Raw genomic sequence first — 21,106 nt, 5'->3', positions numbered from 1 at the left:
TGGCGAGGGGGCTTGCCCCCGTTGGAGTGCGAAGCACTCCTGAAACCAGCTAAACCGCATCTGCAGGATTTACGACTGCTTCGCAGCCGAACGGGGGCAAGCCCCCTCGCCACAGCAAGCTCCCTCGCCACATTAAGCTCATACGCCACCAAGAACAGGCCCACCGCACTTTGCGCTTTCAATACGTTAAACTGGCGCCACTGCTGTCTGGAGCTACTTATGCGCGAAGAGTTGAACCAAGGCCTGATCGACTTCCTCAAGGCCTCCCCTACCCCGTTCCATGCCACCGCCAGTCTTGTTCAGCGTCTGGAAGCGGCCGGTTTCATGCGCCTGGACGAGCGCGAGCCATGGACCACCGAAGCCCATGGTCGTTACTACGTCACCCGTAACGACTCTTCGATCGTCGCATTCAAAATGGGCCGTCATTCGCCCTTGCACGGCGGCATCCGCCTGGTCGGCGCGCACACTGACAGCCCGTGCCTGCGGGTCAAACCCCAGCCAGAACTGCAACGCCAGGGCTTCTGGCAACTGGGTGTCGAAGTCTATGGCGGCGCACTGCTGGCACCGTGGTTCGACCGTGACCTGTCTTTGGCCGGTCGCGTAACCTTCCGCCGCGACGGCAAGGTCGAGAGCCAGTTGATCGACTTCAAGGCACCGGTCGCGATCATTCCCAACCTGGCCATTCATCTCAACCGTGAAGCCAATATGGGCTGGGCGATCAATGCCCAGACCGAACTGCCGCCGATCCTCGCGCAATTCGCCGGTGACGAGCGCGTGGATTTCCGCGCCGTGCTCACTGACCAACTGGCCCGCGAACACGGCCTGAACGCTGACGTGGTGCTCGATTATGAGCTGAGCTTCTACGACACCCAAAGCGCAGCGGTCATTGGCCTGCATGGTGATTTCATTGCGGGGGCGCGCCTCGATAACTTGCTGTCGTGCTACGCCGGCCTGCAAGCTTTGCTGACGGCCGAAACCGATGAAACCTGCGTGCTGGTCTGCAACGATCATGAAGAAGTCGGTTCTTGCTCGGCCTGCGGCGCCGACGGTCCAATGCTTGAGCAAACCCTGCGTCGTCTGTTGCCCGAAGGAGATGAGTTCGTACGGACCATTCAGAAATCCCTGCTGGTTTCGGCCGACAACGCCCACGGCGTGCACCCCAACTATGCGGACAAGCACGATGCCAACCACGGCCCGAAACTCAACGCCGGCCCGGTGATCAAGGTCAACAGCAACCAGCGCTACGCCACCAACAGCGAAACCGCCGGGTTCTTCCGCCATTTGTGCATGGCCGAAGAAGTACCGGTGCAGAGCTTCGTGGTGCGTAGCGACATGGGCTGCGGCTCGACCATCGGCCCGATCACCGCCAGCCACTTGGGCGTGCGCACCGTGGACATCGGTTTGCCGACGTTCGCCATGCACTCGATCCGTGAGCTGTGCGGCAGCCATGACCTGGCGCATCTGGTCAAAGTGCTGAGCGCGTTTTACGCCTGCCGCGAATTGCCCTAGCCCTCAAAGATCAGCTCCTTACAGGATGAACGCCCCCCTGTAGGAGCTGCCGAAGGCTGCGATCTTTTGATTTTGATCTTTTGGCGTCTTCACATGCGCTGAAAAAGATCAAAAGATCGCAGCCTTCGGCAGCTCCTACACACGCATCACCTCCGCTCGTCCGAAAGCCGCCTAGACTTGCAGTACCCTCTCCGACAAGGCTGTCACCATGATCTCGTTGTCTTCGTTCCACGCCATGCTGATCCCGATTCTTTCCGGGATGATCATGCTGGCCATCGGCTTCAACTTTCGCGACAAGAACGCCGGTGTGTTCGCGATGTGGGTTGGCATGCTGATGATCCTCGCCACTGTGATCTACAAGATCCTCGCCAAACTCAACGAATAAATCCTCGCGCCTGGCTCGCATTGATGTTGGCTGATGGGTTCATCCAGGGTTGACCGTGTTCGCTCGCGTACAGTCTGCACAGTTGCAGTGGCTGTGCCGTTGAATGTGCGATCTAAACCACATCCACCCCGACATGAATCGCATCATGGCGCCAGAACTCCAGGTCACAATCGATCAGTCGTTCGTGCTGATCGTAATTGACCCGGGCAATCCGCAATCCCGGGCTGCCTACCGACACCCGTAAAGCCGCCGCGGCGTCCACCGACAAGGCCGTCGGCACAATCTCGAAACGCACCCGCCCGTAATGCAAGTCGTAATGCCGCGCATACAGTTCAGTGATTGACTGATTCAGATCGAAGTCCAGAATCCCCGGAAAATATTGCGGGTTGAGGTAGTGCTCCACATACAGCACCAGTCGCCCGTCAATCCGTCGCGAGCGGCAGATCTGGATCACGCTCGACAACGCCGGCAATTGTAACCAGGCACACACTGCCGCCGACGCTGGTTGCAAACGGGCCGAAATCACCTCGGTGGACGGCACTCGCCCCTGTGCACTGACCATCGCGTGAAAGTGGCTGCGCTGCATCAGGTTGTAAGCCAGCCTTGGTGGCGACACGAACCAGCCGCGTCGTTCCTCGCGGTAGATCTGGCCCTGGGCCTCCAGTTGCAGTAACGCCTCCCGCACGGTGATCCGCGTGGTACCGAATAACTCACTGAGCTTGCGCTCTGCCGGCAGTTTGCTCCCGGGCGCCAACAGACCATGGTCGAGCTGTTCCTGCAGAACCTGCCCGATGGCGGTCACCGCTTTGGTGGTCTCGATGCGCATCAACGTTACCTATCTGGACTAGACCAGCACTGATTCAGGGCAGAACCGTGATTCAAATCGGTTCCTTCAACTGCCTGCAAGCCTAGGCACTGCACATGACTGACAGATGACAAAGCCGCCGAACGGTTGCGCCAGACACCTGCAATTTTATGACCAAGTCCCTTTCATATCAGCTCTTTAGCCATGGTCTACGCTTATCTCGCACGCCGCGTATCCGAGCACAGAAAATTCGGGCTGACCGGTTGTCGACATCAAAATGTCATCCAGCCTGCCTAAATTGGCTCAGGTATTGCTGACCTAGACCAACATAACCGCAATCGCAGCGTTGAAAACGCCCAAAGGAGCTTCGGATGAAACAGTTTTTCCTGGCATCACTGTTAGGCTCGACCATTGCCCTGTGCACCGCCGCCATGGCGGCGGATGATCTGAAAACCCTCGAAGCCGCTGCGAAAGCGGAAGGCGAAGTCAACAGCGTCGGCATGCCCGATGACTGGGCCAACTGGAAAGGCACCTGGGAAGACCTGGCCAGAATATATGGCCTGAAACACATCGATACCGACATGAGCTCGGCCCAGGAAATCGCCAAGTTCGCTGCCGAAAAAGACAACGCCACGGCGGACATCGGCGACGTCGGTGCCGCGTTCGGCCCGATCGCGGTCAAGCAAGGTGTCGTGCAACCTTACAAACCCACCACCTGGGAACAGATTCCGGACTGGGCCAAGGACAAGGACGGTAACTGGGCACTGGCCTATACCGGCAGCATCGCCTTCATCATCAACAAAAAACTGCTGCACGGTTCTGAAGCACCGACCAAATGGGCCGACCTCAAGACTGGCAAGTACAAAGTCTCTATCGGTGACGTGAGCACTGCGGCCCAGGCGGCCAACGGTGTACTGGCCGCCGCCCTCGCCAACGGTGGTGACGAAAAAAACATTCAGCCAGCCCTGTTGCTGTTCGCCGACATCGCCAAGCAAGGCCGCCTGTCCATGGCCAACCCGACGATCGCCACCATGGAAAAGGGTGAAATCGAAGTCGGTGTGGTCTGGGACTTCAACGGTCTGAGCTACAAGGCCAAGATGGCGAATCCGGATGACTACACCGTGCTGATTCCATCCGACGGCTCGGTGATTTCCGGTTACACCACCATCATCAACAAATACGCGAAGCATCCGAACGCCGCCAAGCTGACTCGCGAATACATCTTCAGCGACGCCGGCCAAATCAATCTGGCGAAAGGCAACGCCCGTCCGATCCGCGCCGAGCATCTGAAATTGCCGCAAGAGGTCAAGGCCAAACTGCTGCCTAACGAGCAGTACAAAAAGGTCACGCCGATCAAAGACGCCGATGCCTGGGAAAAGACCTCCAAGTCGCTGCCGCAGAAGTGGCAGGAAGAAGTCATTATCAATATGCCGTAACACGGTAGATCCCATTCGGGGGATCTGATGGAGATCAGATTGTAGGAGCGAGGCTTGCCCGCGAAGGCGGACTGTCAGCCAACATCAATGTTGAATGTCAGTCCCTCTTCGCGGGCAAGCCTCGCTCCTACAGGTTTGACGATATTTGCGGAGTCCCAGCCCCTATGAAACACAACGTCATCCTTGTCGTGCTCGACGGCCTCAATTACGAAGTCGCGCGCCACGCCATGGGGCATCTGCAGGCTTACGTTGGCGCAGGACGCGCGGCACTCTACAAACTGGAGTGCGAGCTGCCGGCCCTGTCCCGACCGCTTTATGAATGCATCCTGACCGGCGTTACGCCGATCGATAGCGGTATCGTTCACAACAACGTCTCGCGCCTGTCCACCCAGCGCAGCATCTACCATTACGCCACCGACGCCGGCCTGAAAACCGCGGCTGCGGCGTATCACTGGGTCAGCGAGTTGTATAACCGTTCGCCGTTCGTCGCCGCCCGGGATCGGCACACCGACGACCCCAAACTGCCAATCCAGCACGGTCACTTCTACTGGAACGATCACTACCCCGACTCGCACCTGTTTGCCGACGCGGAAAACCTGCGCCTGCGCCATGCACCAGATTTTTTATTGATCCACCCCATGAACATCGACGACGCCGGGCACAAGCACGGCCTCGATACCCCGCAATATCGCAACAGCGCCCGCTCGGCAGACATCATTCTGGCCGACTATCTGCAAGGCTGGCTCGACGCCGGTTATCAGGTGATGGTGACGGCTGACCACGGCATGAACAACGACCGCTCGCACAACGGCTTGCTGCCCGAAGAACGTGAAGTGCCGCTGTTCGTCCTCGGAGATGCCTTCAGCCTCAACCAAAAAGCCGCACCGAAACAGACCGAAATCTGTGGCACCGTCTGTGAACTGCTGGGCGTGCCCCACGACAAACCTGTGTGCCGGGAGCTGCTCAATTGAACGCCATGACCCGCGGTAAATGGCTGGCCGCCCTGTGCCTGGTGCCCTTCGCGATTTTCTTCTTCATATTCCAGATCGCCCCGCTGCTCTGGGTGATGATCAATAGCCTGGAATCGGAAGAATTCGGCTGGGGCCTGGCCAACTTCAGCAAAATCTTCAACTCGAAATTCTATTTGCAGGCCATTCAGCACAGCCTCGAGATCAGTTTCTGGTCCAGCGTGTTCGGCATCATCATCGCCGTACTCGGCGCCTACTCCTTGCGCCGGGTCGACTCGAAACTGCGCAACTTCGTCAACGCCTTCGCCAACATGACCAGCAACTTCGCCGGCGTACCCCTGGCCTTCGCGTTCATCATTTTGCTGGGGTTCAACGGTAGCATCACCATCATGCTCAAACAGGCCGGGATCATTCAGGATTTCAACCTGTACTCGAAAACCGGTCTGATCATTCTCTACACCTACTTTCAGATTCCCTTGGGCGTGCTGCTGCTCTACCCGGCTTTCGACGCCTTACGCGAAGACTGGCGCGAGTCCGCGCAATTGCTCGGCGCCAATGGCTGGCAGTTCTGGCGGCATATCGGTTTGCCGGTATTGACCCCGGCGCTACTCGGTACTTTCGTCATCCTGCTGGCCAACGCCCTCGGCGCCTACGCCACTGTCTACGCCCTGACCACAGGCAACTTCAACGTATTGCCGATTCGTATCGCGGCGATGGTCTCCGGCGACATTTCCCTGGACCCGAACCTGGCCAGTGCCTTGGCCGTGGTGCTGGTGACGTTGATGACCCTGGTGACTATCGTGCATCAGCTGCTGTTGAAGAGGAGCTACCATGTCTCGCGTTGAACTGGGCCCCGTCGGTATTTACCACCGCGTCGTGGTGTATTTGCTGTTTGCCATTCTGCTGCTGCCGCTGCTTGGGACATTGATCTACTCGATTTCCAGCAGTTGGTCCGCGACGATCATGCCCAGCGGTTTTACCGTCAAGTGGTACCTCCAGCTGTGGAGCGATCCGCGCTTTCTTGATGCGTTCGGGCAGTCCTTGCTGGTCTGTGTCGGCTCGTTGATTCTGTCGGTGGTGCTGATTCTGCCGCTGTTGTTTGTTGTGCATTACCACTTCCCGAAACTCGATGCCTTGATGAACATTCTGATCCTGCTGCCCTTCGCGGTGCCGCCGGTGGTGTCGTCGGTGGGATTATTGCAGCTCTATGGCTCGGGGCCGATCGCGATGGTCGGTACGCCTTGGATTCTGATCGGTTGCTACTTCACCGTGGCGTTGCCGTTCATGTATCGGGCGATCACCAATAACCTGCAAGCAATCAACCTGCGGGACCTGATGGACGCCGCGCAACTGCTCGGCGCCAGCACGTGGCAAGCGGCATTCCTGGTGGTGATGCCGAACCTGCGCAAGGGTCTGATGGTGGCGTTGCTGCTGTCGTTCTCGTTCCTGTTCGGCGAGTTCGTGTTCGCCAACATTCTCGTCGGCACCCGTTACGAAACCCTGCAGGTCTACCTCAACAACATGCGTAACAGCAGCGGCCATTTCACCAGTGCGGTGGTGATTTCCTACTTCTTCTTTGTGCTGGTTCTGACCTGGGCGGCCAATATCTTGAACAAGGACAAAAGCGAATGAGCTATGTCAGCGTCCGACACCTTCAGAAAAATTATTCTGGAACCACGGTATTCAGCGACATCAACTGCGAAATCAAGAAAGGTGAATTCGTCACGCTTCTCGGCCCGTCCGGTTGCGGCAAGTCCACCTTGCTGCGTTGCATCGCCGGCCTGACCTCGGTGGACGGCGGCAAGATCCTGCTGGAAGATCAGGACCTCGTCCCGCTGAGCCCGCAAAAACGCGGAATCGGCATGGTGTTCCAGAGTTACGCGCTGTTCCCGAACATGACCGTGGAACAAAACGTCGCCTTCGGCTTGCGCATGCAAAAGGTCAACACCGACGATAGCCACAAGCGCGTTGCCGAAGTATTGCAACTTGTGGAGCTCAAAGACTTCGCCGCGCGTTACCCACATCAATTGTCCGGCGGCCAGTGCCAGCGTGTTGCCCTCGCTCGCTCGTTGGTGACCCGACCCCGGTTGTTGTTGCTGGATGAACCGCTGTCGGCACTCGATGCGCGGATTCGCAAGCACCTGCGCGAACAGATCCGCCAGATCCAGCGCGAACTGGGCCTGACCACGATCTTCGTCACTCACGATCAGGAAGAAGCCCTGACCATGTCTGACCGAATCTTCCTGATGAACGAGGGAAAGATCGTACAGAGCGGCGATGCCGAAACCCTCTACACCGCGCCAGTCGATGTGTTTGCCGCCGGCTTCATCGGCAACTACAACCTGCTGGACGCCGAAAGCGCCAGCAAATTGCTGCAACGACCGATCACCCATCGCCTCGCCATTCGCCCGGAAGCCATCGAGCTGAGCCTCAACGGTGAACTCGACGCGCAGATCCGCAGCCACAGCCTGTTGGGCAACGTGATTCGCTACCGGGTCGAGGCCCGGGGCGTGGAATTGGTGGTGGATGTGCTGAACCGCTCGGCGGCCGATTTGCATCCCGATGGTCAACGCCTGGCGCTTTCCATCGATCCGAAGGCCCTGCGGGAGGTCGCTTGAAAGCAGCGGCAAGCTACAAGCCATAAGCTTCAAGTTGTAGACTGCTGATCACCAAAATCCACTTCTTGCAGCTTGAAGCTTGAAGCTTGCAGCTGTTCTCAGAGAGAACCCGATGGCCCTGGCAATTTTTGATCTGGACGAAACCCTGATCCACGGCGACTGCGCCACCCTCTGGAGCGAGCAAATGGGTCGCCTGGGCTGGGTCGATCCCGAGTCGTTCATGCGTCGGAACAACGAACTGATGGACGCTTACAGTCACGGCAAGTTGCGCATGGAGGAATACATGACCTTCAGCCTCGAACCGATGATCGGTCGCACGCCGGAAGAACTCGAGCATCTGGTGGGGCCTTGGGTAGAGGACTTCATCGAACCGATCATCTTCAGCGACGCCACCAAAGCCATCGCCGCCCACCGCAAGGCTGGCGACCGGATCCTGGTGATCTCGGCCTCGGGTACGCATCTGGTCAAGCCGATTGCCGACCGGTTGGGCATCGACGAGATTCTCGGCATCGAGCTGGAACTGCAGCATGGGGTGTACAGCGGCAACACTGTTGGCACCCTGACTTACCGCGAAGGCAAGATCGCCCGATTGCTGGAATGGCTGGATGCCGAAGAGGAAAACCTGGAAGGCGCGAGCTTCTATTCCGACTCACGCAACGATTTGCCGCTGCTGCTGAAGGTGGACTTTCCGCATGTGGTGAATCCGGATCCGGTGCTGCTCGAGCACGCCGAAAAGGCCGGCTGGCCGATCCATATCTGGAAGTAAAAGCAAAAGATCGCAGCCTCGCTTCGCTCGACAGCTCCTACAGGTGTAAACAATCCATTTGTAGGAGCTGTCGAGCGAAGCGAGGCTGCGATCTTTTGGCTGCCAACCCGATGTCAGGTCAGGCTTTCGTCGATCAACAGCACCAACTTGCCCGACACCTTATTGGTCGCCAGTTCCGCAAACGCCGCTTCGGCATCCTTGATCGCAAAGGTCCTGGCCAGTTGCGGGCTCAAACGCCCTTCGGCAAACAGCGGCCAGACATGCTGGCCAAGATCGCTGAACAAATCGGCCTTGAACTGCTCGTCGCGGTTGCGCAAGGTCGAGCCCAGCAGATGCAACCGCTTGGCCAGTACCTGCGCCAGATCCAGCTGCGCTTCACGACCGCCCATCAAACCGATCAGCACCCAACGACCATCGCGAGCCAGCAGCTTGAGATTCAACGCCGCGTAACTGCCACCCACCGGATCGAGGATCACGTCGAACGGCGCAAGATCATTCAAGCTGTCCAGATCGCCGTTGCGCACCACTCCGCCCTGCGCGCCCAACGCTTCACAATAGGCCAGACGCTCGGCAGAACCGACGCTGACCCAGCACGGATTACCAAACGCCTTGCACAGCTGAATGGCAGCTGAACCGATTCCACTGGCCCCGGCGTGCAGGAGAACTTTCTCACCCGGTTTGAGCGCAGCCAATTGAAACAAATTCAGCCAAACGGTCGCATACACTTCCGGCAATGCCGCCGCCTCGGCCAGGGACAAACCGTCGGGAACCGGCAACACGTGCCGTCCGTCGACAACTACCTCTTCGGCCATCCCACCCCCGGCCAGCAAGGCGCAAACCCGATCGCCAACCTTCCAGGAAGCGCCCGGACCGACCTCGCTGATCACCCCCGAACACTCAAGACCCAGTACTTGACTGGCCCCCGGCGGGGGCGGATATAGTCCCGCCTTCTGTAACAAATCGGCGCGATTAAGTCCTGCTGCCGCCACGCGAATGCGAACTTGTCCTACATCGCACGTAGGACTCGGCTCTTCAACCCACTCCACTCGCCCCTCAACGCCTTGCAATGCTTTCACAGTGCCTCCATAGTGAGTCTGGACTGAGCCCGAAGCTTGTAGCACCGGGCTTTTTGCATTATGCGACCGGTCCTTGTGGATCCGGCGACTTCAAAGACGGCCTAATATGCGTTATCAATTGTCCCCGCGTCGAATCAGCATGAAGCATCTGCTCCCCAGCACCGCCCTAGCTCTTGTCATTGGTCTCGGTCTTTTGCCGATGTCGAGCCATTCGTTCGCAGCCAACAGCTGGGACAAGCTTCAGCCCGATCGTGACGAAGTAATCGCCAGTCTGAACGTCGTCGAATTGCTCAAGCGTCACCATTACAGCAAACCACCGCTCGACGATGCGCGCTCCGTGATCATCTACGACAGCTATATCAAGCTGCTGGATCCATCGCGCAGTTATTTCATGGCCAGCGATATTGCCGAATTCGACAAATGGAAAACCCAGTTTGACGACTACCTCAAAAGCGGCGACCTGAACGCCGGGTTCACCATCTACAAGCGCTACCTGGACCGCGTCAAGGCGCGTCTGGACTTTGCCCTTGCCGAACTGAACAAGGGCGTCGACAAGATCGACTTCACCGCCAGGGAAACCTTGCTGGTCGATCGCAAGGACGCCCCTTGGCTCAAGACCACCGCCGAGCTGGACGATCTATGGCGCAAACGCGTCAAAGACGAAGTGCTGCGGATGAAGATCTCCGGCAAAGAGCCGAAGCAGATTCAGGAAACCCTGACCAAGCGATACAAGAATCAGCTGTCGCGTCTGGACCAGACCCGTGCGGAAGACATCTTCCAGGCGTACATCAACACCTTCGCCATGTCCTACGACCCGCACACCAACTATCTGTCGCCGGATAACGCGGAAAACTTCGACATCAACATGAGCCTGTCCCTGGAGGGCATCGGCGCTGTGTTGCAGAGCGATAACGATCAAGTGAAAGTCGTGCGCCTGGTACCTGCCGGCCCGGCTGACAAGACCAAACAGGTTGCACCGGCCGACAAGATCATCGGCGTGGCTCAAGGCAACAAGGAAATGGTCGACGTAGTCGGCTGGCGCCTGGATGAAGTGGTCAAGCTGATTCGTGGCCCCAAAGGCACCGTGGTGCGCCTGGAAGTGATTCCGGCCAGCAATGCGCCAAACGACCAGACCACCAAGATCGTGCCGATTACCCGCGAAGCGGTGAAGCTCGAAGATCAGGCGGTGAAAAAGTCAGTCCTCAACCTCAAGCAGGATGGCAAGGACTACAAACTCGGCGTCATCGAGATCCCGGCCTTTTACCTGGACTTCAAGGCTTTCCGTGCTGGCGATCCGGACTACAAGAGCACCACTCGCGACGTGAAGAAGTTGCTGACCGAGTTGCAGAAAGACAAGGTCGACGGCGTGGTCATCGACCTGCGCAACAACGGCGGCGGTTCCTTGCAGGAAGCCACCGAGCTGACCAGCCTGTTCATCGACAAAGGTCCGACCGTACTGGTGCGGAACGCCGACGGCCGGGTCGATGTGCTGGAAGATGAAAACCCGGGCGCGTTCTACAAAGGCCCGATGGTGTTGCTGGTCAACCGTTTGTCTGCCTCGGCTTCGGAGATTTTCGCCGGCGCCATGCAGGACTACCACCGCGCGCTGGTCATCGGCGGCCAGACCTTCGGCAAAGGCACCGTGCAGACCATTCAGCCGCTGAACCATGGCGAACTGAAACTGACCCTGGCCAAGTTCTACCGGGTTTCCGGCCAAAGCACCCAGCATCAGGGCGTGCTGCCGGACATCGATTACCCGTCGATCATCGACACCAAGGAAATCGGCGAAAGCGCCCTGCCGGAAGCCATGCCGTGGGACACCATCCGTGCGGCCATCAAGCCTGCGCTTGACCCGTTCAAACCGTACATCACGCAGCTCAAGTCCGAGCATGACATGCGTACAGCCAAGGACGCGGAGTTTGTGTATATCCGCGACAAACTGGCCCTGGCGCAGAAGTTGATGAGCGAAAAAACCGTCAGCCTCAATGAAGCCGAGCGTCGCGCACAACATGCCGATATCGAAGCCAAGCAACTGGCCATGGAAAACCTGCGTCGCAAGGCCAAGGGCGAAGAACCCCTCAAAGAGCTGAAGAAAGAAGACGAAGATGCCCTCGCGGGCGAGCCGGACAAAACCAAGCCAGAAGACGATGCTTATCTGAGCGAGACCGGGCGGATTCTGCTGGATTACTTGAAACTCAACACCGCTGTTGCCAAGCACTAAGTGGCTACAGTCAGGATGATGGCAATTTAATGCTGACGCTCCCCGGAGCGTCATCAAACAGACATCATTCTGTCGTGAAATAAAGGACTGGGTGCAGCTTGCACCCGGTCCTTTTTTTATCGCCAGAGAACGCCATGACCACGACCGAACAGCTGAGTGCCTTGAGTTCGATATTGACTCAAAGCGGTTTGCACAGCCTGTTCCAGCCGATCATTTCCCTCTCTGAACGACGTATCGTCGGTTACGAAGCCCTCAGCCGCGGCCCTTCCAACAGTCCGCTGCACTCCCCCGTCGCCCTGTTCGCGGTAGCCCGCCAGGCCGGTCGTCTCAGCGAACTGGAGATCGCTTGCCGTCAAAATGCTTGCCGTCGTTTCAATGAGCAGCAACTGCCCGGCAAACTCTTCCTCAACGTATCCCCGGAATCCCTGCTCGAAGCCGCCCACCAACCTGGGCGCACCCTGCAACTGCTGCAGGATTTCGGCATCCCACCGAGCCAGGTGGTCATCGAACTCACCGAACAGACCCCGACCGACGATTTCCAGTTGCTGCAAAACGCCCTGCATCACTATCGGGCAATGGGCTTTTCCATTGCACTGGATGATCTGGGTGCCGGTTATTCGAGCTTGCGACTCTGGTCTGAGTTGCGCCCGGACTACGTCAAAATCGATCGGCATTTTATCGACGGCATTCATCAGGACGCGCTCAAGCGTGAATTCGTTGGCTCAATCTTGCAGATCGCCAAGGCTTCCCGGGCAAAAGTGATCGCTGAAGGCATCGAATTGCGGGAAGAACTCGCCGTGCTGACCGAAATGGGTGTCGATCTGGTCCAGGGTTATCTGCTTTGCCGGCCCCAGGAGCAGCCGCCCCGCGATGCCCAGACCTTGATGCCCAAACCCAACAGCGTCGCCACGATACTGAGCGAGGAAGTCAGCGACCTCAGCGCCCTGCTCAACGACCAACCAGCGGTGACCAGCGACACCCCGACCGCCACCGTTCTGGAAGCCTTCCGCCGCCAGGCCAACCTCAACTCCCTGGCGGTGCTCGACAAACAGGGCCAGCCCTGTGGCATCGTCCACCGTCATTCGCTCTCGGATGCCCTGCTCAAGCCCTTCGCCACCGACCTGTTCGCCCGCAAGCCCATCAGCCGTTTGATGAGCGACGATTTCCTCGCTGTGGAATTGAGCCAGTCGCTGCAACAGGTCAGCCGCTTGATCACCAGCCGCGCCCGCCAGCGCATCGAAGAAGACTTCATCATCACCCTCAACGGTGGCTACTTGGGGCTGGGCCGGGTAATCGACGTGCTCAAGCTGATTACCGAACTGAAAATCCAGCAAGCCCGCTACGCCAACCCGCTGACCCTGCTACCGGGCAACGTACCCATCCAGCAATGCCTGACACGGCTGCTGCAACAGGAACGGGAATCGGTGATCTGCTACGTCGACATCGACAGCTTCAAACCCTTCAACGACATCTACGGCTACGGTCGCGGGGATGAAGTCCTACTGTGCCTGGCGCAATGCCTGAACGACCGCGTCGACCCTTCCCGCGACTTCGTCGGCCATATCGGCGGCGACGACTTCCTGCTGGTACTCGGCCCGGAAGACTGGCGCAAACGCCTGAACCAACTGCTGGACGACTTCCACAGCCAATGCCGACGCTTCTACCGCAGTGAACACCTGGAAGCCGGCTGCTTCATCGCCCCCAACCGCCAGGGCGTAAAACAGGAATTTGCCCTGCTGTCACTGTCCATCGGTGTGGTGCATTTACAACCACAAGCCTGTGCACGGCTCGATGCGAGTCGATTGGCAGAGATGGCATCGCAAGCCAAGCATCACGCGAAGAATGTGCCAGGGTACAGCGTGCATGTGATTGATAGCCTGGCGGTGTCCGGACCTGAAGAAGAACTGCTCATTGGGCATCGCTGATTGATCTGACGCCTTCGCGGGCAAGCCTCGCTCCTACGGGTTTTGTGTCGTTCGCATATCTACAAACGACACAAAACCCGTAGGAGCGAGGCTTGCCCGCGAAGAGACCCGCTCAGGCACCACAAATTTCCAAGACTAATCCGTCACTAGACATCGCCCGAAGGCCGAGCCCGCAACCGCCGCCCAATCACATCCAGCACATCACACCCATCGCGCAATGGAATGGCACAGAGCAAGGCAAAGTCGCTGAGAATCATCGAATCACACTCGACTGAGCCGCGCATGGACAGGTTCTCAAGCACCTGGGTGACGGCACGAATTCGATAGCCGGCAGCGTCATACAAAACATCGAGCGGCGCATGGGTATCGACGAACAGGGTAGGCATGTCACTGCAATTGCTGGTGAGCGCCATAAAGCGGTTTTTGGGATGGGGAATTGGTTTTTCGTAGGGTGGATCAGGGGTAATTGCTGTCATTGTTTGGCTCCTAACGTATGGATTGGAGCCGCCAGAAATCACTTCCACGCAATAGGTGGCGGCTGTACGCAGGTGTGGAAGACCAGGACGTTAGGCACCTGGCGCACTCGAAAGCGCCCCGCGCACAGCCACCATAAAACACAGACGATAAAAAACGCCGCACTGGTGGCGCTTGATGCGCCTAACGATAGAAGGGCTTCCACGCCCTGTCACTGAATTTGCAGTGACACCCCCAAGACTATCGATGGAGCGCATCGCGCACCAGTTCATGCAATCCGCTACAACTTGAAGGAAATCTCCGATGGATCTACACGGCAATAAACGCGCGAGACTTTGCGGGGGATCAATCAGGAAAGAAGTCGGGAAAGGATGATGTTGATGTAGGGCGATTCTTTTAGTGGCTACGCCATCTACGAGCAGGCAGAAACGCAAACGTGGCGGTAGGTTTCCCCCCTCGCCACGTTCATTTGTCAGACACTTGATTGCTTAATCCGCAGCACCACGAGACGCCAGCTCTTTCAACTTGAGTTCAGCCAACGGATGCCCGGCCTTCGCCGCCATTTCCCACCAGCGAGCCGCTTCCACCGGATCCGGCGCCTTGCTCGGCGTGCCGGCCAGGCAGATCACGCCCACCTGATAGGCCGCCTTGCCATCCCCCGCCAACGCCGCCAGGCGCAGTAATCGCACACCTTCCTCGCGTGCCCAAAGACCGACGCCGCGAAAGGTCAGAATGTGGCCATAGAAGCTCTGGGCGCCGACATCACCCAGGTTCGCCATACGCGCAAACTGGCCCTCGAGCCAGCTCCAGCCTCGCGGTTGACGCACAAACCACGACCAGTGGAACAACCGGCGGGCCAGCCAGTAACCAGCCCGCGCCTTGAGTCGTAAAAACACTCAGGCTTCCGCCGATTCGGGGTACTCGTATTCGAACACTCGCACCACTTCCGAGGCATGCCAGGATGCGGCAGCCACGCCATCGGACGGTCCGGAGAAGCGCCCGAGTCGCTCGACACATTCAAAGAAGCCGGTGCGCGGCAAGCGGCTGGCGCCCTGGCTGATCACCAACGAGCTGCGCAACGGCTGCTCGGCTCTGGCATCCAGCGCGGCCAAATGCTCAAGGGCTGCGGTCAAAGTTTGCATGGCTGGCGTGGGGAGCTGCAAACGCTCCAGCAACGCCCGATAAGTCAAAAGATGGCGCTGACGACGCGCCTGATCCAGCTCCCCCAACAATCCATCCCAATGTTGACGACTGATGCGTACGCTCACGATTCATCCCTCCATCCTGGCACCGTCAATTCCCAGGCGAGGCTGCGGCGAATAGCAGCGTCAGGTTGACGCTCTCCGCTTTCGATCAAGGCGAGATATGACGGGCTGATGCCTACCGTGCGGGCGAGCGCCTCAATGGCGATGCCCTTCCCTTCGCGCAAATTGCGTAGTTGATCCAGACCCGGAAGAATCTGGTCTGGTGCCGCCGCGGGAGGCACTGTGGCGTCACGCGGTGGTTGTTGCTTGATGCCTGCTGCTTTCAGTAGAGCCTGATACTGAGCCCATGGCAGAACCGCATATTCGGGCTCGCCTTCGCGTGTAATTATCTGAATATCCATGACCACCCCGTAGGACAACGACACTTAGCGAGTCGGCGCTTTTCCTTAGAAGTGTAATCCTAACAGCGACCAAGGTCGCGGGGCGGTATGAATATGTGGAGGATTCTGAATGGACTCAGTTTTTTTTCGGTCCCTGCAGCTGTAATTGTTCAGAGGTATCAGGCAAGCGTTCGACGACCGCGAGCTTCTCCGGCGGCTGACGTTTGCGCCAGGCGCGGAAGGCATTGAGCTCGTCATCAAGGACTTTCATCAACCAGGCCAGCACGGCAATGTCGTCGAGCATGCCAAACATGGGAAGTAAATCCGGGATCGCATCGACGGGGCTCAGGAAATACATCAGGCCGGCCACCACTGAAACCAGTGCTTTCGGGCTGATGGCCCGGTATTCGCCACGCCAGTAAGCCAGGCAAAGAGCCTGCAACAGGCGCAGATCGTCTTTGAGCTTGCCCAGACGATTGCCCTGACTGGCACCTTTGCTGGCAACCGCGAACAGCAGGGTCGGCAAACGACCACGGGCGAGCAGGCGTCCAGCCAGAGGCAGGAAACGAGCAAAATTCCAGGGCGTTTTCATTTATTACTCCCACTGAAATGTTATCCACACAAATTGTGGATAACCTTGTGAACAGAGCTGCATTTCTACGCTGAAAGCCCCGTTTCATAAGGGCCTGACTCAGATCGGGCGTTTTTTACTCACATAAAAAAACCCAAGATTTCATTGACTTGGCGTTCTGGCCCGTCTAGCTCGAGCGCTCTCACTGGCTATGACTTCAGCGTACCGCATCCGTTCGCTTTGTTTACCTCCACTGAACGCCAGATGCAACAACGCCCCGCATAAGCGAGGCGTTGTTTGTAAAGCAGACGCGAATTACTGAGGGGCGTCTTGTTTGGCTGGATCCTTGATGGCCAGCAGCTCCAGGTCGAATACCAGCACCGAGTTGGCTGGAATCGCCGGGCTTGGGCTTTGAGCGCCGTAAGCCAGTTCGCTAGGGATGTACAATTTGTACTTCTCGCCAACGTGCATCAGTTGCAGGCCTTCGACCCAACCCGGAATCACACCGCTGACCGGCAGATCGATCGGGCTGCCGCGCTCGACGGAACTGTCGAAAACGGTGCCATTGGTCAGCTTACCGGTGTAGTGAACAGTCACTACGTCAGTCGGCTTAGGCTGAGCGCCATCGGCTTTTTTGATCACTTCGTATTGCAGGCCGGAAGCTGTGGTGGTGACACCCGCTTTCTTGCCGTTCTCTTCGAGGAATTTCTTGCCAGCGGCTGCCGACTCTTCGCTCATCTTGGCCAAACGCTCTTCAGCACGCTTTTGCAATGCAGCGAAGGCTTCAACCAGCTCTTCATCTTTCAGCTTCTGTTCTTTCTTGCCGACGGCATCTTCGATGCCCTGGGCTACCGCTTTGGAATCCAGGTCATCCATGCCTTCCTGAGCCAGGCTTTTGCCCATGTTCAGGCCGATACCGTAGGAAGCTTTTTGCGCCGGGGTTTTCAGCTCTACGCTGGTCTGCGAATCACAACCCGCAAGTACCAGGCCAACCAGGGCCACCGCCGCCGCCAACCGATGCTGTTTCATGCTATTTCCTTGTTCATGCGCCTAAAGGGCAATCGAGTAAAGCCGCGAGCTTATCAGGCCGCCACGACCAATGGCTACCGGCATGAGAGCAGGAAACGTCTGATAAGTTCAGGTGTTTAAACGCATTTTAGCTATAGAAGGATGAAGCTTCTGTCATTTCGCTCTTACGGACTCAAGCGCCGGTTCCCACAGACTCTGGCGTAATGGCCTCTTGCCGCACTTCGTGAGCTGAGGCATAAGGGAGCTAACAAACTGACAAGGATGTTTATCGTGCGCCTCATATTCCGCTTGCTGATTCTGATCGCAGTCTTGCTGGGGCTGGGCCTCGCCGTCGTGCTGTATTACGTCGCCAACCCGAAATTGCCAGCCTGGTCACCCGCGCAACAGGTAAATTACCTGGAGCAATGGAGTGCCGCCGACCGACAGGCTTACTACTTCACCCCTCAGGGTACCCAGGTCAAAGGCTTGCGCTATGACTGGTTCAACGCCCTGGAATTGCCCTTCTCACAAGAACGATTCGCCGCTCCTGAATACCTGGCACGCTTTGGTTTTCTGATCGACCCGAGCCAGAAAGCCACGTCGAGCAATCCCGGTAACTTGCCCGTCGGTTTTGCCCGTCATCAAAACCCCGGCAGCCAGGACGAATTCCTGGACATCACATGCGCCGCCTGCCATACCGGCGAACTACGCTTCAATGGCCAGGCTGTGCGCATCGATGGCGGCTCGGCCCAGCATGTATTGCCCTCCAGTGTCCCGACCCTTCGGGGTGGCAGTTTCGGTCAGGCACTGGTGGCCAGTCTCGCCTCGACTTACTACAACCCCTGGAAATTCGAACGTTTCGCCCGCAACGTTTTGGGTCAGGACTACGAGGCACGGCATCAACAACTGCGCCAGGATTTCAAAGTTTCACTCGATACTTTCTTGAAAGTGGCCTGGAACGACACCCATCGCGGCCTCTATCCCACTGAAGAAGGCCCGGGCCGCACCGATGCTTTCGGGCGTATTGCCAACGCCAGCTTTGGCGACGCGATTTCACCCGCCAACTACCGGGTGGCCAACGCTCCGGTGGACTACCCGCAACTGTGGGACATGTGGACCTTCGACTGGGTGCAGTGGAACGGTTCGGCGCAGCAACCGATGGCCCGTAATATCGGTGAGGCCCTGGGTGTGGGCGCCACGCTGAATTTCTTCGACAGCAGCGGACAGCCGCTCAAGGGCGACGACCGCTACCCCTCCAGCGTCCGGGTGCGCGATCTGCATCGGATCGAGCAAACCTTGCAGCGACTCAAACCGCCCGTCTGGCCGGAAGCCCTGTTGGGCCACATTGACATGCCCCTGGCCGCAAAAGGCCGCGAACTGTTCGCTGAAAACTGCGCAGGATGTCATGTCCCCCGTGTGACCCAAAGCGACGGCAGACCCGTGCAACATTTGAAGTTGCTGCCTGTGGAGGTCATCGGCACAGACCCCGGCGCCGCCAACAACATTGCCGATCACCGCTTCGATTTGACGGCTTTACAGTGGGACCCGGCGGAGCTTGCGCAACTGGACGTACAACTGCATCCCAAACCCACAGAACCCTTGGATATGAGCCAATTGTCCGTGGCCAAGGGACTGGCTTACGTCACTGCTTTCGTGGGCAACCAGGCCTACCGCGCAGCCAATGTGACACCCGCAGAGCGCCCGGACCTGGATGGATTCGGCCTGCCGATCGGCGTGCAGGAGTTGCGTAGCTACAAAGCCCGACCTTTGGCGGGCGTCTGGGCCACGCCGCCATTCCTGCACAACGGTTCGGTACCCAGCCTTTATCAATTGCTCTCGCCACAAAGTGAACGCGCTACCACGTTCTACAAGGGCACTTTCGAATATGACCCTAAACATCTGGGCTATCGCACCGAAGCCTTCACCAACGGTTTTGTATTCGACACGCGCATTACCGGTAATCACAACACCGGCCACGAGTTCCGCGCAGGTGATCGCGGCAATGGCGTCATTGGTCGCCTGCTGCAGCCGGAGGAACGCTGGGCGCTGCTGGAATACCTGAAAGTGTTGGGCGGCCCGATGGAGTCGCAGTTGCCCGATCGCCGCCTCAGTCAAAAGGATTGACCCATGCTGATCACTCTCTGGTTGCGCCTGGGCGCCTTCCTGGGCAAAACCCTGCTGTGGTTGTTGGGTCTGGGCCTGCTCGGCTGGGCGCTGATCATGGCCTGGTCTGCCTGGCAGCATCGCGGCCCGGTATCGGCTGAAGAACTGATTCCGGACGGCGAAGCAGCAATGACCCAGGACATCATCCAGACGGCCGTGCGTATCGTCGATCAACACCGTGAAAGCACCCGTTACCTGCGCGATGCCCATGCCAAGGCCCATGGCTGCGTGAAGGCCGAGGTACAGGTGCTGTCGGATTTGACGGCTGAGTTACGCCAAGGCGTGTTCAGCGAACCGGGCAAAACCTGGCAAGCGACGATCCGGCTGTCCAACGGCAATGCGTATCCGCAGTTCGATAGCATCCGCGATGCTCGGGGCATGGCGATCAAACTGCTTGATGTGCCTGGCAAACAGTTGCTGAGTGACCGACAAGGGCGCAGCGAACAGGACTTCGTGATGTTCAACCATCCGAATTTCTTTGTCAGCGATGTCGCTGAGTATCGTCAGAATGTGGCCGCTCAAGCTGATGGCAAAAAGGCGATGGCGTTCTTCCCGGGCTGGGACCCACGCACGTGGCAGGTTCGCCATCTGTTCATTGCGCTGGCGACGCTCTCCCCTGCCCCGACAAGCCCGACGCAGACCACTTACTTTTCGGTTTCGCCGTACAAGTTCGGTGATGCCAACGCTAAATTCCGTGTGATGCCGGATCCCGATAGCTGCCCGGCCTACGCGCTACCCACACAAAATCAAAACTTGCCAAACTTTCTGCGCAGTGCGCTGAACCAGCAGTTATCGACCGATCGGGTGCCAGCGTGTTTCGTCTTACAGATCCAGCGTCAGGATGCGGGCAAGTACATGCCCATTGAAGATACCAGTATCGAATGGAGCGAAAGCGACGCGCCCTATGAAACCGTAGCCCGGATCAAACTGCCTGCTCAGGATTTCGACACGCCGGCGCTGAACCTGCAATGCGACAACCTGTCGTTCAATCCATGGTTCGGCCTTGAAGCCCATAGGCCGATTGGCGGGATCAACCGGTTGCGCAAAGCGGTGTATGAGGCCGTCAGCGACTATCGGCACAGTCGCAATGCCGAACAATGAACAAGACACTTAAGCCGGAATGAGATCTGTAGCAGCTGGCGAAGCCTGCGTTCGGCTGCGAAGCAGTCGTGAAATCGGCTGACGAAGTCTGCCTGACACACCGAGGTCTGCTTTACGACTGCTACGCAGCCGAACGCAGCCTTCGGCAGCTGCTACAAGGCGTGAGGCCTGAGGCGTAAGGCATGATGGAAAAACTGGCATGACCGAACAGATCGCTTTTCAGTGAAAGGTCAGCACAAAGCCAAATCCCAGACAGCAAAAAGCCCGCATTAAGCGGGCTTTCTGTGGTGATCTGGCGTTCAGCGTTCCAGATACCGAATATGGCGCAGCGGACGGGACTCGAACCCGCGACCCCCGGCGTGACAGGCCGGTATTCTAACCGACTGAACTACCGCTGCGCGTAGCGTTGAAAGTAAGTGGTGGGTGATGACGGGATCGAACCGCCGACATTCTGCTTGTAAGGCAGACGCTCTCCCAGCTGAGCTAATCACCCTT

Annotated in this window: 20 protein-coding genes and 2 tRNA genes; 12 read left to right on the top strand and 10 right to left on the bottom strand. The window is 58.1% G+C overall.

Features of this window, described 5'->3' with window-relative positions; all coding sequences use genetic code 11:
* The first annotated feature begins 219 nt into the window (after nucleotides 1-219).
* Both BZL43_RS19165 and BZL43_RS28310 read left to right on the top strand, forming a co-directional pair.
* Nucleotides 220-1,509, top strand: coding sequence for a M18 family aminopeptidase (locus BZL43_RS19165; protein ID WP_095633751.1), 1,290 nt, complete (start codon nucleotides 220-222; stop codon nucleotides 1,507-1,509).
* A 208-nt stretch (nucleotides 1,510-1,717) separates the two neighbouring features.
* Nucleotides 1,718-1,894, top strand: a complete 177-nt coding sequence (locus BZL43_RS28310) for a hypothetical protein (protein ID WP_007898847.1) — start codon at nucleotides 1,718-1,720, stop codon at nucleotides 1,892-1,894.
* 112 nt (nucleotides 1,895-2,006) lie between these two features.
* On the opposite strand, the gene BZL43_RS19160 is transcribed toward BZL43_RS28310, so the two are convergent.
* Entirely contained in the window at nucleotides 2,007-2,720 is a 714-nt protein-coding gene (locus BZL43_RS19160; protein WP_095633750.1) for a UTRA domain-containing protein, read from the bottom strand.
* 350 nt (nucleotides 2,721-3,070) lie between these two features.
* Here BZL43_RS19160 and BZL43_RS19155 point away from each other — a divergent pair, with 350 nt between their 5' ends.
* The 6 genes from BZL43_RS19155 to BZL43_RS19130 all read left to right on the top strand — a co-directional run bounded on the left by BZL43_RS19155 (nucleotide 3,071) and on the right by BZL43_RS19130 (nucleotide 8,487).
* Nucleotides 3,071-4,135 carry an ABC transporter substrate-binding protein gene (locus BZL43_RS19155; RefSeq protein ID WP_095633749.1) on the top strand — a complete coding sequence of 355 codons (1,065 nt, stop codon included), beginning with the start codon at nucleotides 3,071-3,073 and terminating at the stop codon, nucleotides 4,133-4,135.
* 164 nt (nucleotides 4,136-4,299) lie between these two features.
* Nucleotides 4,300-5,106 (top strand): alkaline phosphatase family protein, encoded by an 807-nt coding sequence (locus BZL43_RS19150; protein WP_095633748.1) that lies wholly within the window; start codon nucleotides 4,300-4,302, stop codon nucleotides 5,104-5,106.
* A 5-nt stretch (nucleotides 5,107-5,111) separates the two neighbouring features.
* Nucleotides 5,112-5,948, top strand: coding sequence for an ABC transporter permease subunit (locus BZL43_RS19145; RefSeq protein WP_168185115.1), 837 nt, complete (start codon nucleotides 5,112-5,114; stop codon nucleotides 5,946-5,948).
* Nucleotides 5,935-6,735 carry an ABC transporter permease gene (locus BZL43_RS19140; protein WP_095633746.1) on the top strand — a complete coding sequence of 267 codons (801 nt, stop codon included), beginning with the start codon at nucleotides 5,935-5,937 and terminating at the stop codon, nucleotides 6,733-6,735. Before BZL43_RS19145 ends, BZL43_RS19140 begins: the two co-directional genes overlap by 14 nt.
* On the top strand, nucleotides 6,732-7,721 hold the full coding sequence (locus tag BZL43_RS19135) for an ABC transporter ATP-binding protein (RefSeq protein WP_095633745.1): 990 nt from the start codon (nucleotides 6,732-6,734) through the stop codon (nucleotides 7,719-7,721). Before BZL43_RS19140 ends, BZL43_RS19135 begins: the two co-directional genes overlap by 4 nt.
* Before the next feature lie 112 nt (nucleotides 7,722-7,833).
* A complete protein-coding gene (locus BZL43_RS19130; protein ID WP_095633744.1) occupies nucleotides 7,834-8,487 on the top strand; it encodes an HAD family phosphatase in 654 nt (217 codons plus the stop codon).
* Nucleotides 8,488-8,600: 113 nt separating this feature from the next.
* Here BZL43_RS19130 and BZL43_RS19125 read toward each other — a convergent pair whose 3' ends face one another.
* On the bottom strand, nucleotides 8,601-9,563 hold the full coding sequence (locus BZL43_RS19125; RefSeq protein ID WP_095633743.1) for a zinc-binding dehydrogenase: 963 nt from the start codon (nucleotides 9,561-9,563) through the stop codon (nucleotides 8,601-8,603).
* A 139-nt stretch (nucleotides 9,564-9,702) separates the two neighbouring features.
* Here BZL43_RS19125 and BZL43_RS19120 point away from each other — a divergent pair, with 139 nt between their 5' ends.
* Nucleotides 9,703-11,784 carry a carboxy terminal-processing peptidase gene (locus tag BZL43_RS19120; protein WP_168185111.1) on the top strand — a complete coding sequence of 694 codons (2,082 nt, stop codon included), beginning with the start codon at nucleotides 9,703-9,705 and terminating at the stop codon, nucleotides 11,782-11,784.
* Between the two features lie 134 nt (nucleotides 11,785-11,918).
* Nucleotides 11,919-13,709 carry a bifunctional diguanylate cyclase/phosphodiesterase gene (locus BZL43_RS19115; RefSeq protein WP_095633741.1) on the top strand — a complete coding sequence of 597 codons (1,791 nt, stop codon included), beginning with the start codon at nucleotides 11,919-11,921 and terminating at the stop codon, nucleotides 13,707-13,709.
* Nucleotides 13,710-13,855: 146 nt separating this feature from the next.
* Here the strand turns inward: BZL43_RS19115 and BZL43_RS19110 are convergent, their stop codons facing one another.
* From BZL43_RS19110 to BZL43_RS19085, 6 genes are all read right to left on the bottom strand, one after another.
* A complete protein-coding gene (locus BZL43_RS19110; RefSeq protein WP_095633740.1) occupies nucleotides 13,856-14,185 on the bottom strand; it encodes a hypothetical protein in 330 nt (109 codons plus the stop codon).
* 486 nt (nucleotides 14,186-14,671) lie between these two features.
* Nucleotides 14,672-15,079: an SEL1-like repeat protein gene (locus BZL43_RS19105; protein ID WP_095633739.1), complete on the bottom strand. Its 408-nt coding sequence runs from the start codon at nucleotides 15,077-15,079 to the stop codon at nucleotides 14,672-14,674.
* A complete protein-coding gene (locus BZL43_RS19100) occupies nucleotides 15,080-15,451 on the bottom strand; it encodes a hypothetical protein (protein WP_007898892.1) in 372 nt (123 codons plus the stop codon). It abuts the gene before it with no gap.
* Entirely contained in the window at nucleotides 15,448-15,789 is a 342-nt protein-coding gene (locus BZL43_RS19095) for a helix-turn-helix domain-containing protein (protein ID WP_030131674.1), read from the bottom strand. Before BZL43_RS19095 ends, BZL43_RS19100 begins: the two co-directional genes overlap by 4 nt.
* Before the next feature lie 115 nt (nucleotides 15,790-15,904).
* Nucleotides 15,905-16,360: a YkvA family protein gene (locus BZL43_RS19090; RefSeq protein ID WP_095633738.1), complete on the bottom strand. Its 456-nt coding sequence runs from the start codon at nucleotides 16,358-16,360 to the stop codon at nucleotides 15,905-15,907.
* 294 nt (nucleotides 16,361-16,654) lie between these two features.
* Nucleotides 16,655-17,368, bottom strand: coding sequence for an FKBP-type peptidyl-prolyl cis-trans isomerase (locus BZL43_RS19085; protein WP_095633737.1), 714 nt, complete (start codon nucleotides 17,366-17,368; stop codon nucleotides 16,655-16,657).
* Between the two features lie 270 nt (nucleotides 17,369-17,638).
* Here BZL43_RS19085 and BZL43_RS19080 point away from each other — a divergent pair, with 270 nt between their 5' ends.
* Together BZL43_RS19080 and BZL43_RS19075 are read left to right on the top strand one after the other, a co-directional pair.
* Nucleotides 17,639-19,471, top strand: a complete 1,833-nt coding sequence (locus BZL43_RS19080) for a di-heme-cytochrome C peroxidase (RefSeq protein ID WP_095633838.1) — start codon at nucleotides 17,639-17,641, stop codon at nucleotides 19,469-19,471.
* Between the two features lie 3 nt (nucleotides 19,472-19,474).
* Complete coding sequence (locus tag BZL43_RS19075; protein WP_095633736.1) at nucleotides 19,475-20,611, top strand: catalase family protein; 1,137 nt, start codon at nucleotides 19,475-19,477, stop codon at nucleotides 20,609-20,611.
* Between the two features lie 321 nt (nucleotides 20,612-20,932).
* Here BZL43_RS19075 and BZL43_RS19070 read toward each other — a convergent pair.
* Nucleotides 20,933-21,009: transfer RNA gene (locus BZL43_RS19070), tRNA-Asp, on the bottom strand.
* A gap of 19 nt (nucleotides 21,010-21,028) precedes the next feature.
* Nucleotides 21,029-21,104: transfer RNA gene (locus tag BZL43_RS19065), tRNA-Val, on the bottom strand.
* Between the last annotated feature and the right edge of the window lie 2 nt (nucleotides 21,105-21,106).

Source organism: Pseudomonas sp. PICF141 (assembly GCF_002286815.1).
In the GTDB taxonomy this organism is placed as follows: Bacteria; Pseudomonadota; Gammaproteobacteria; order Pseudomonadales; family Pseudomonadaceae; genus Aquipseudomonas.
This window is presented reverse-complemented; position numbering and strand designations above follow the sequence as displayed.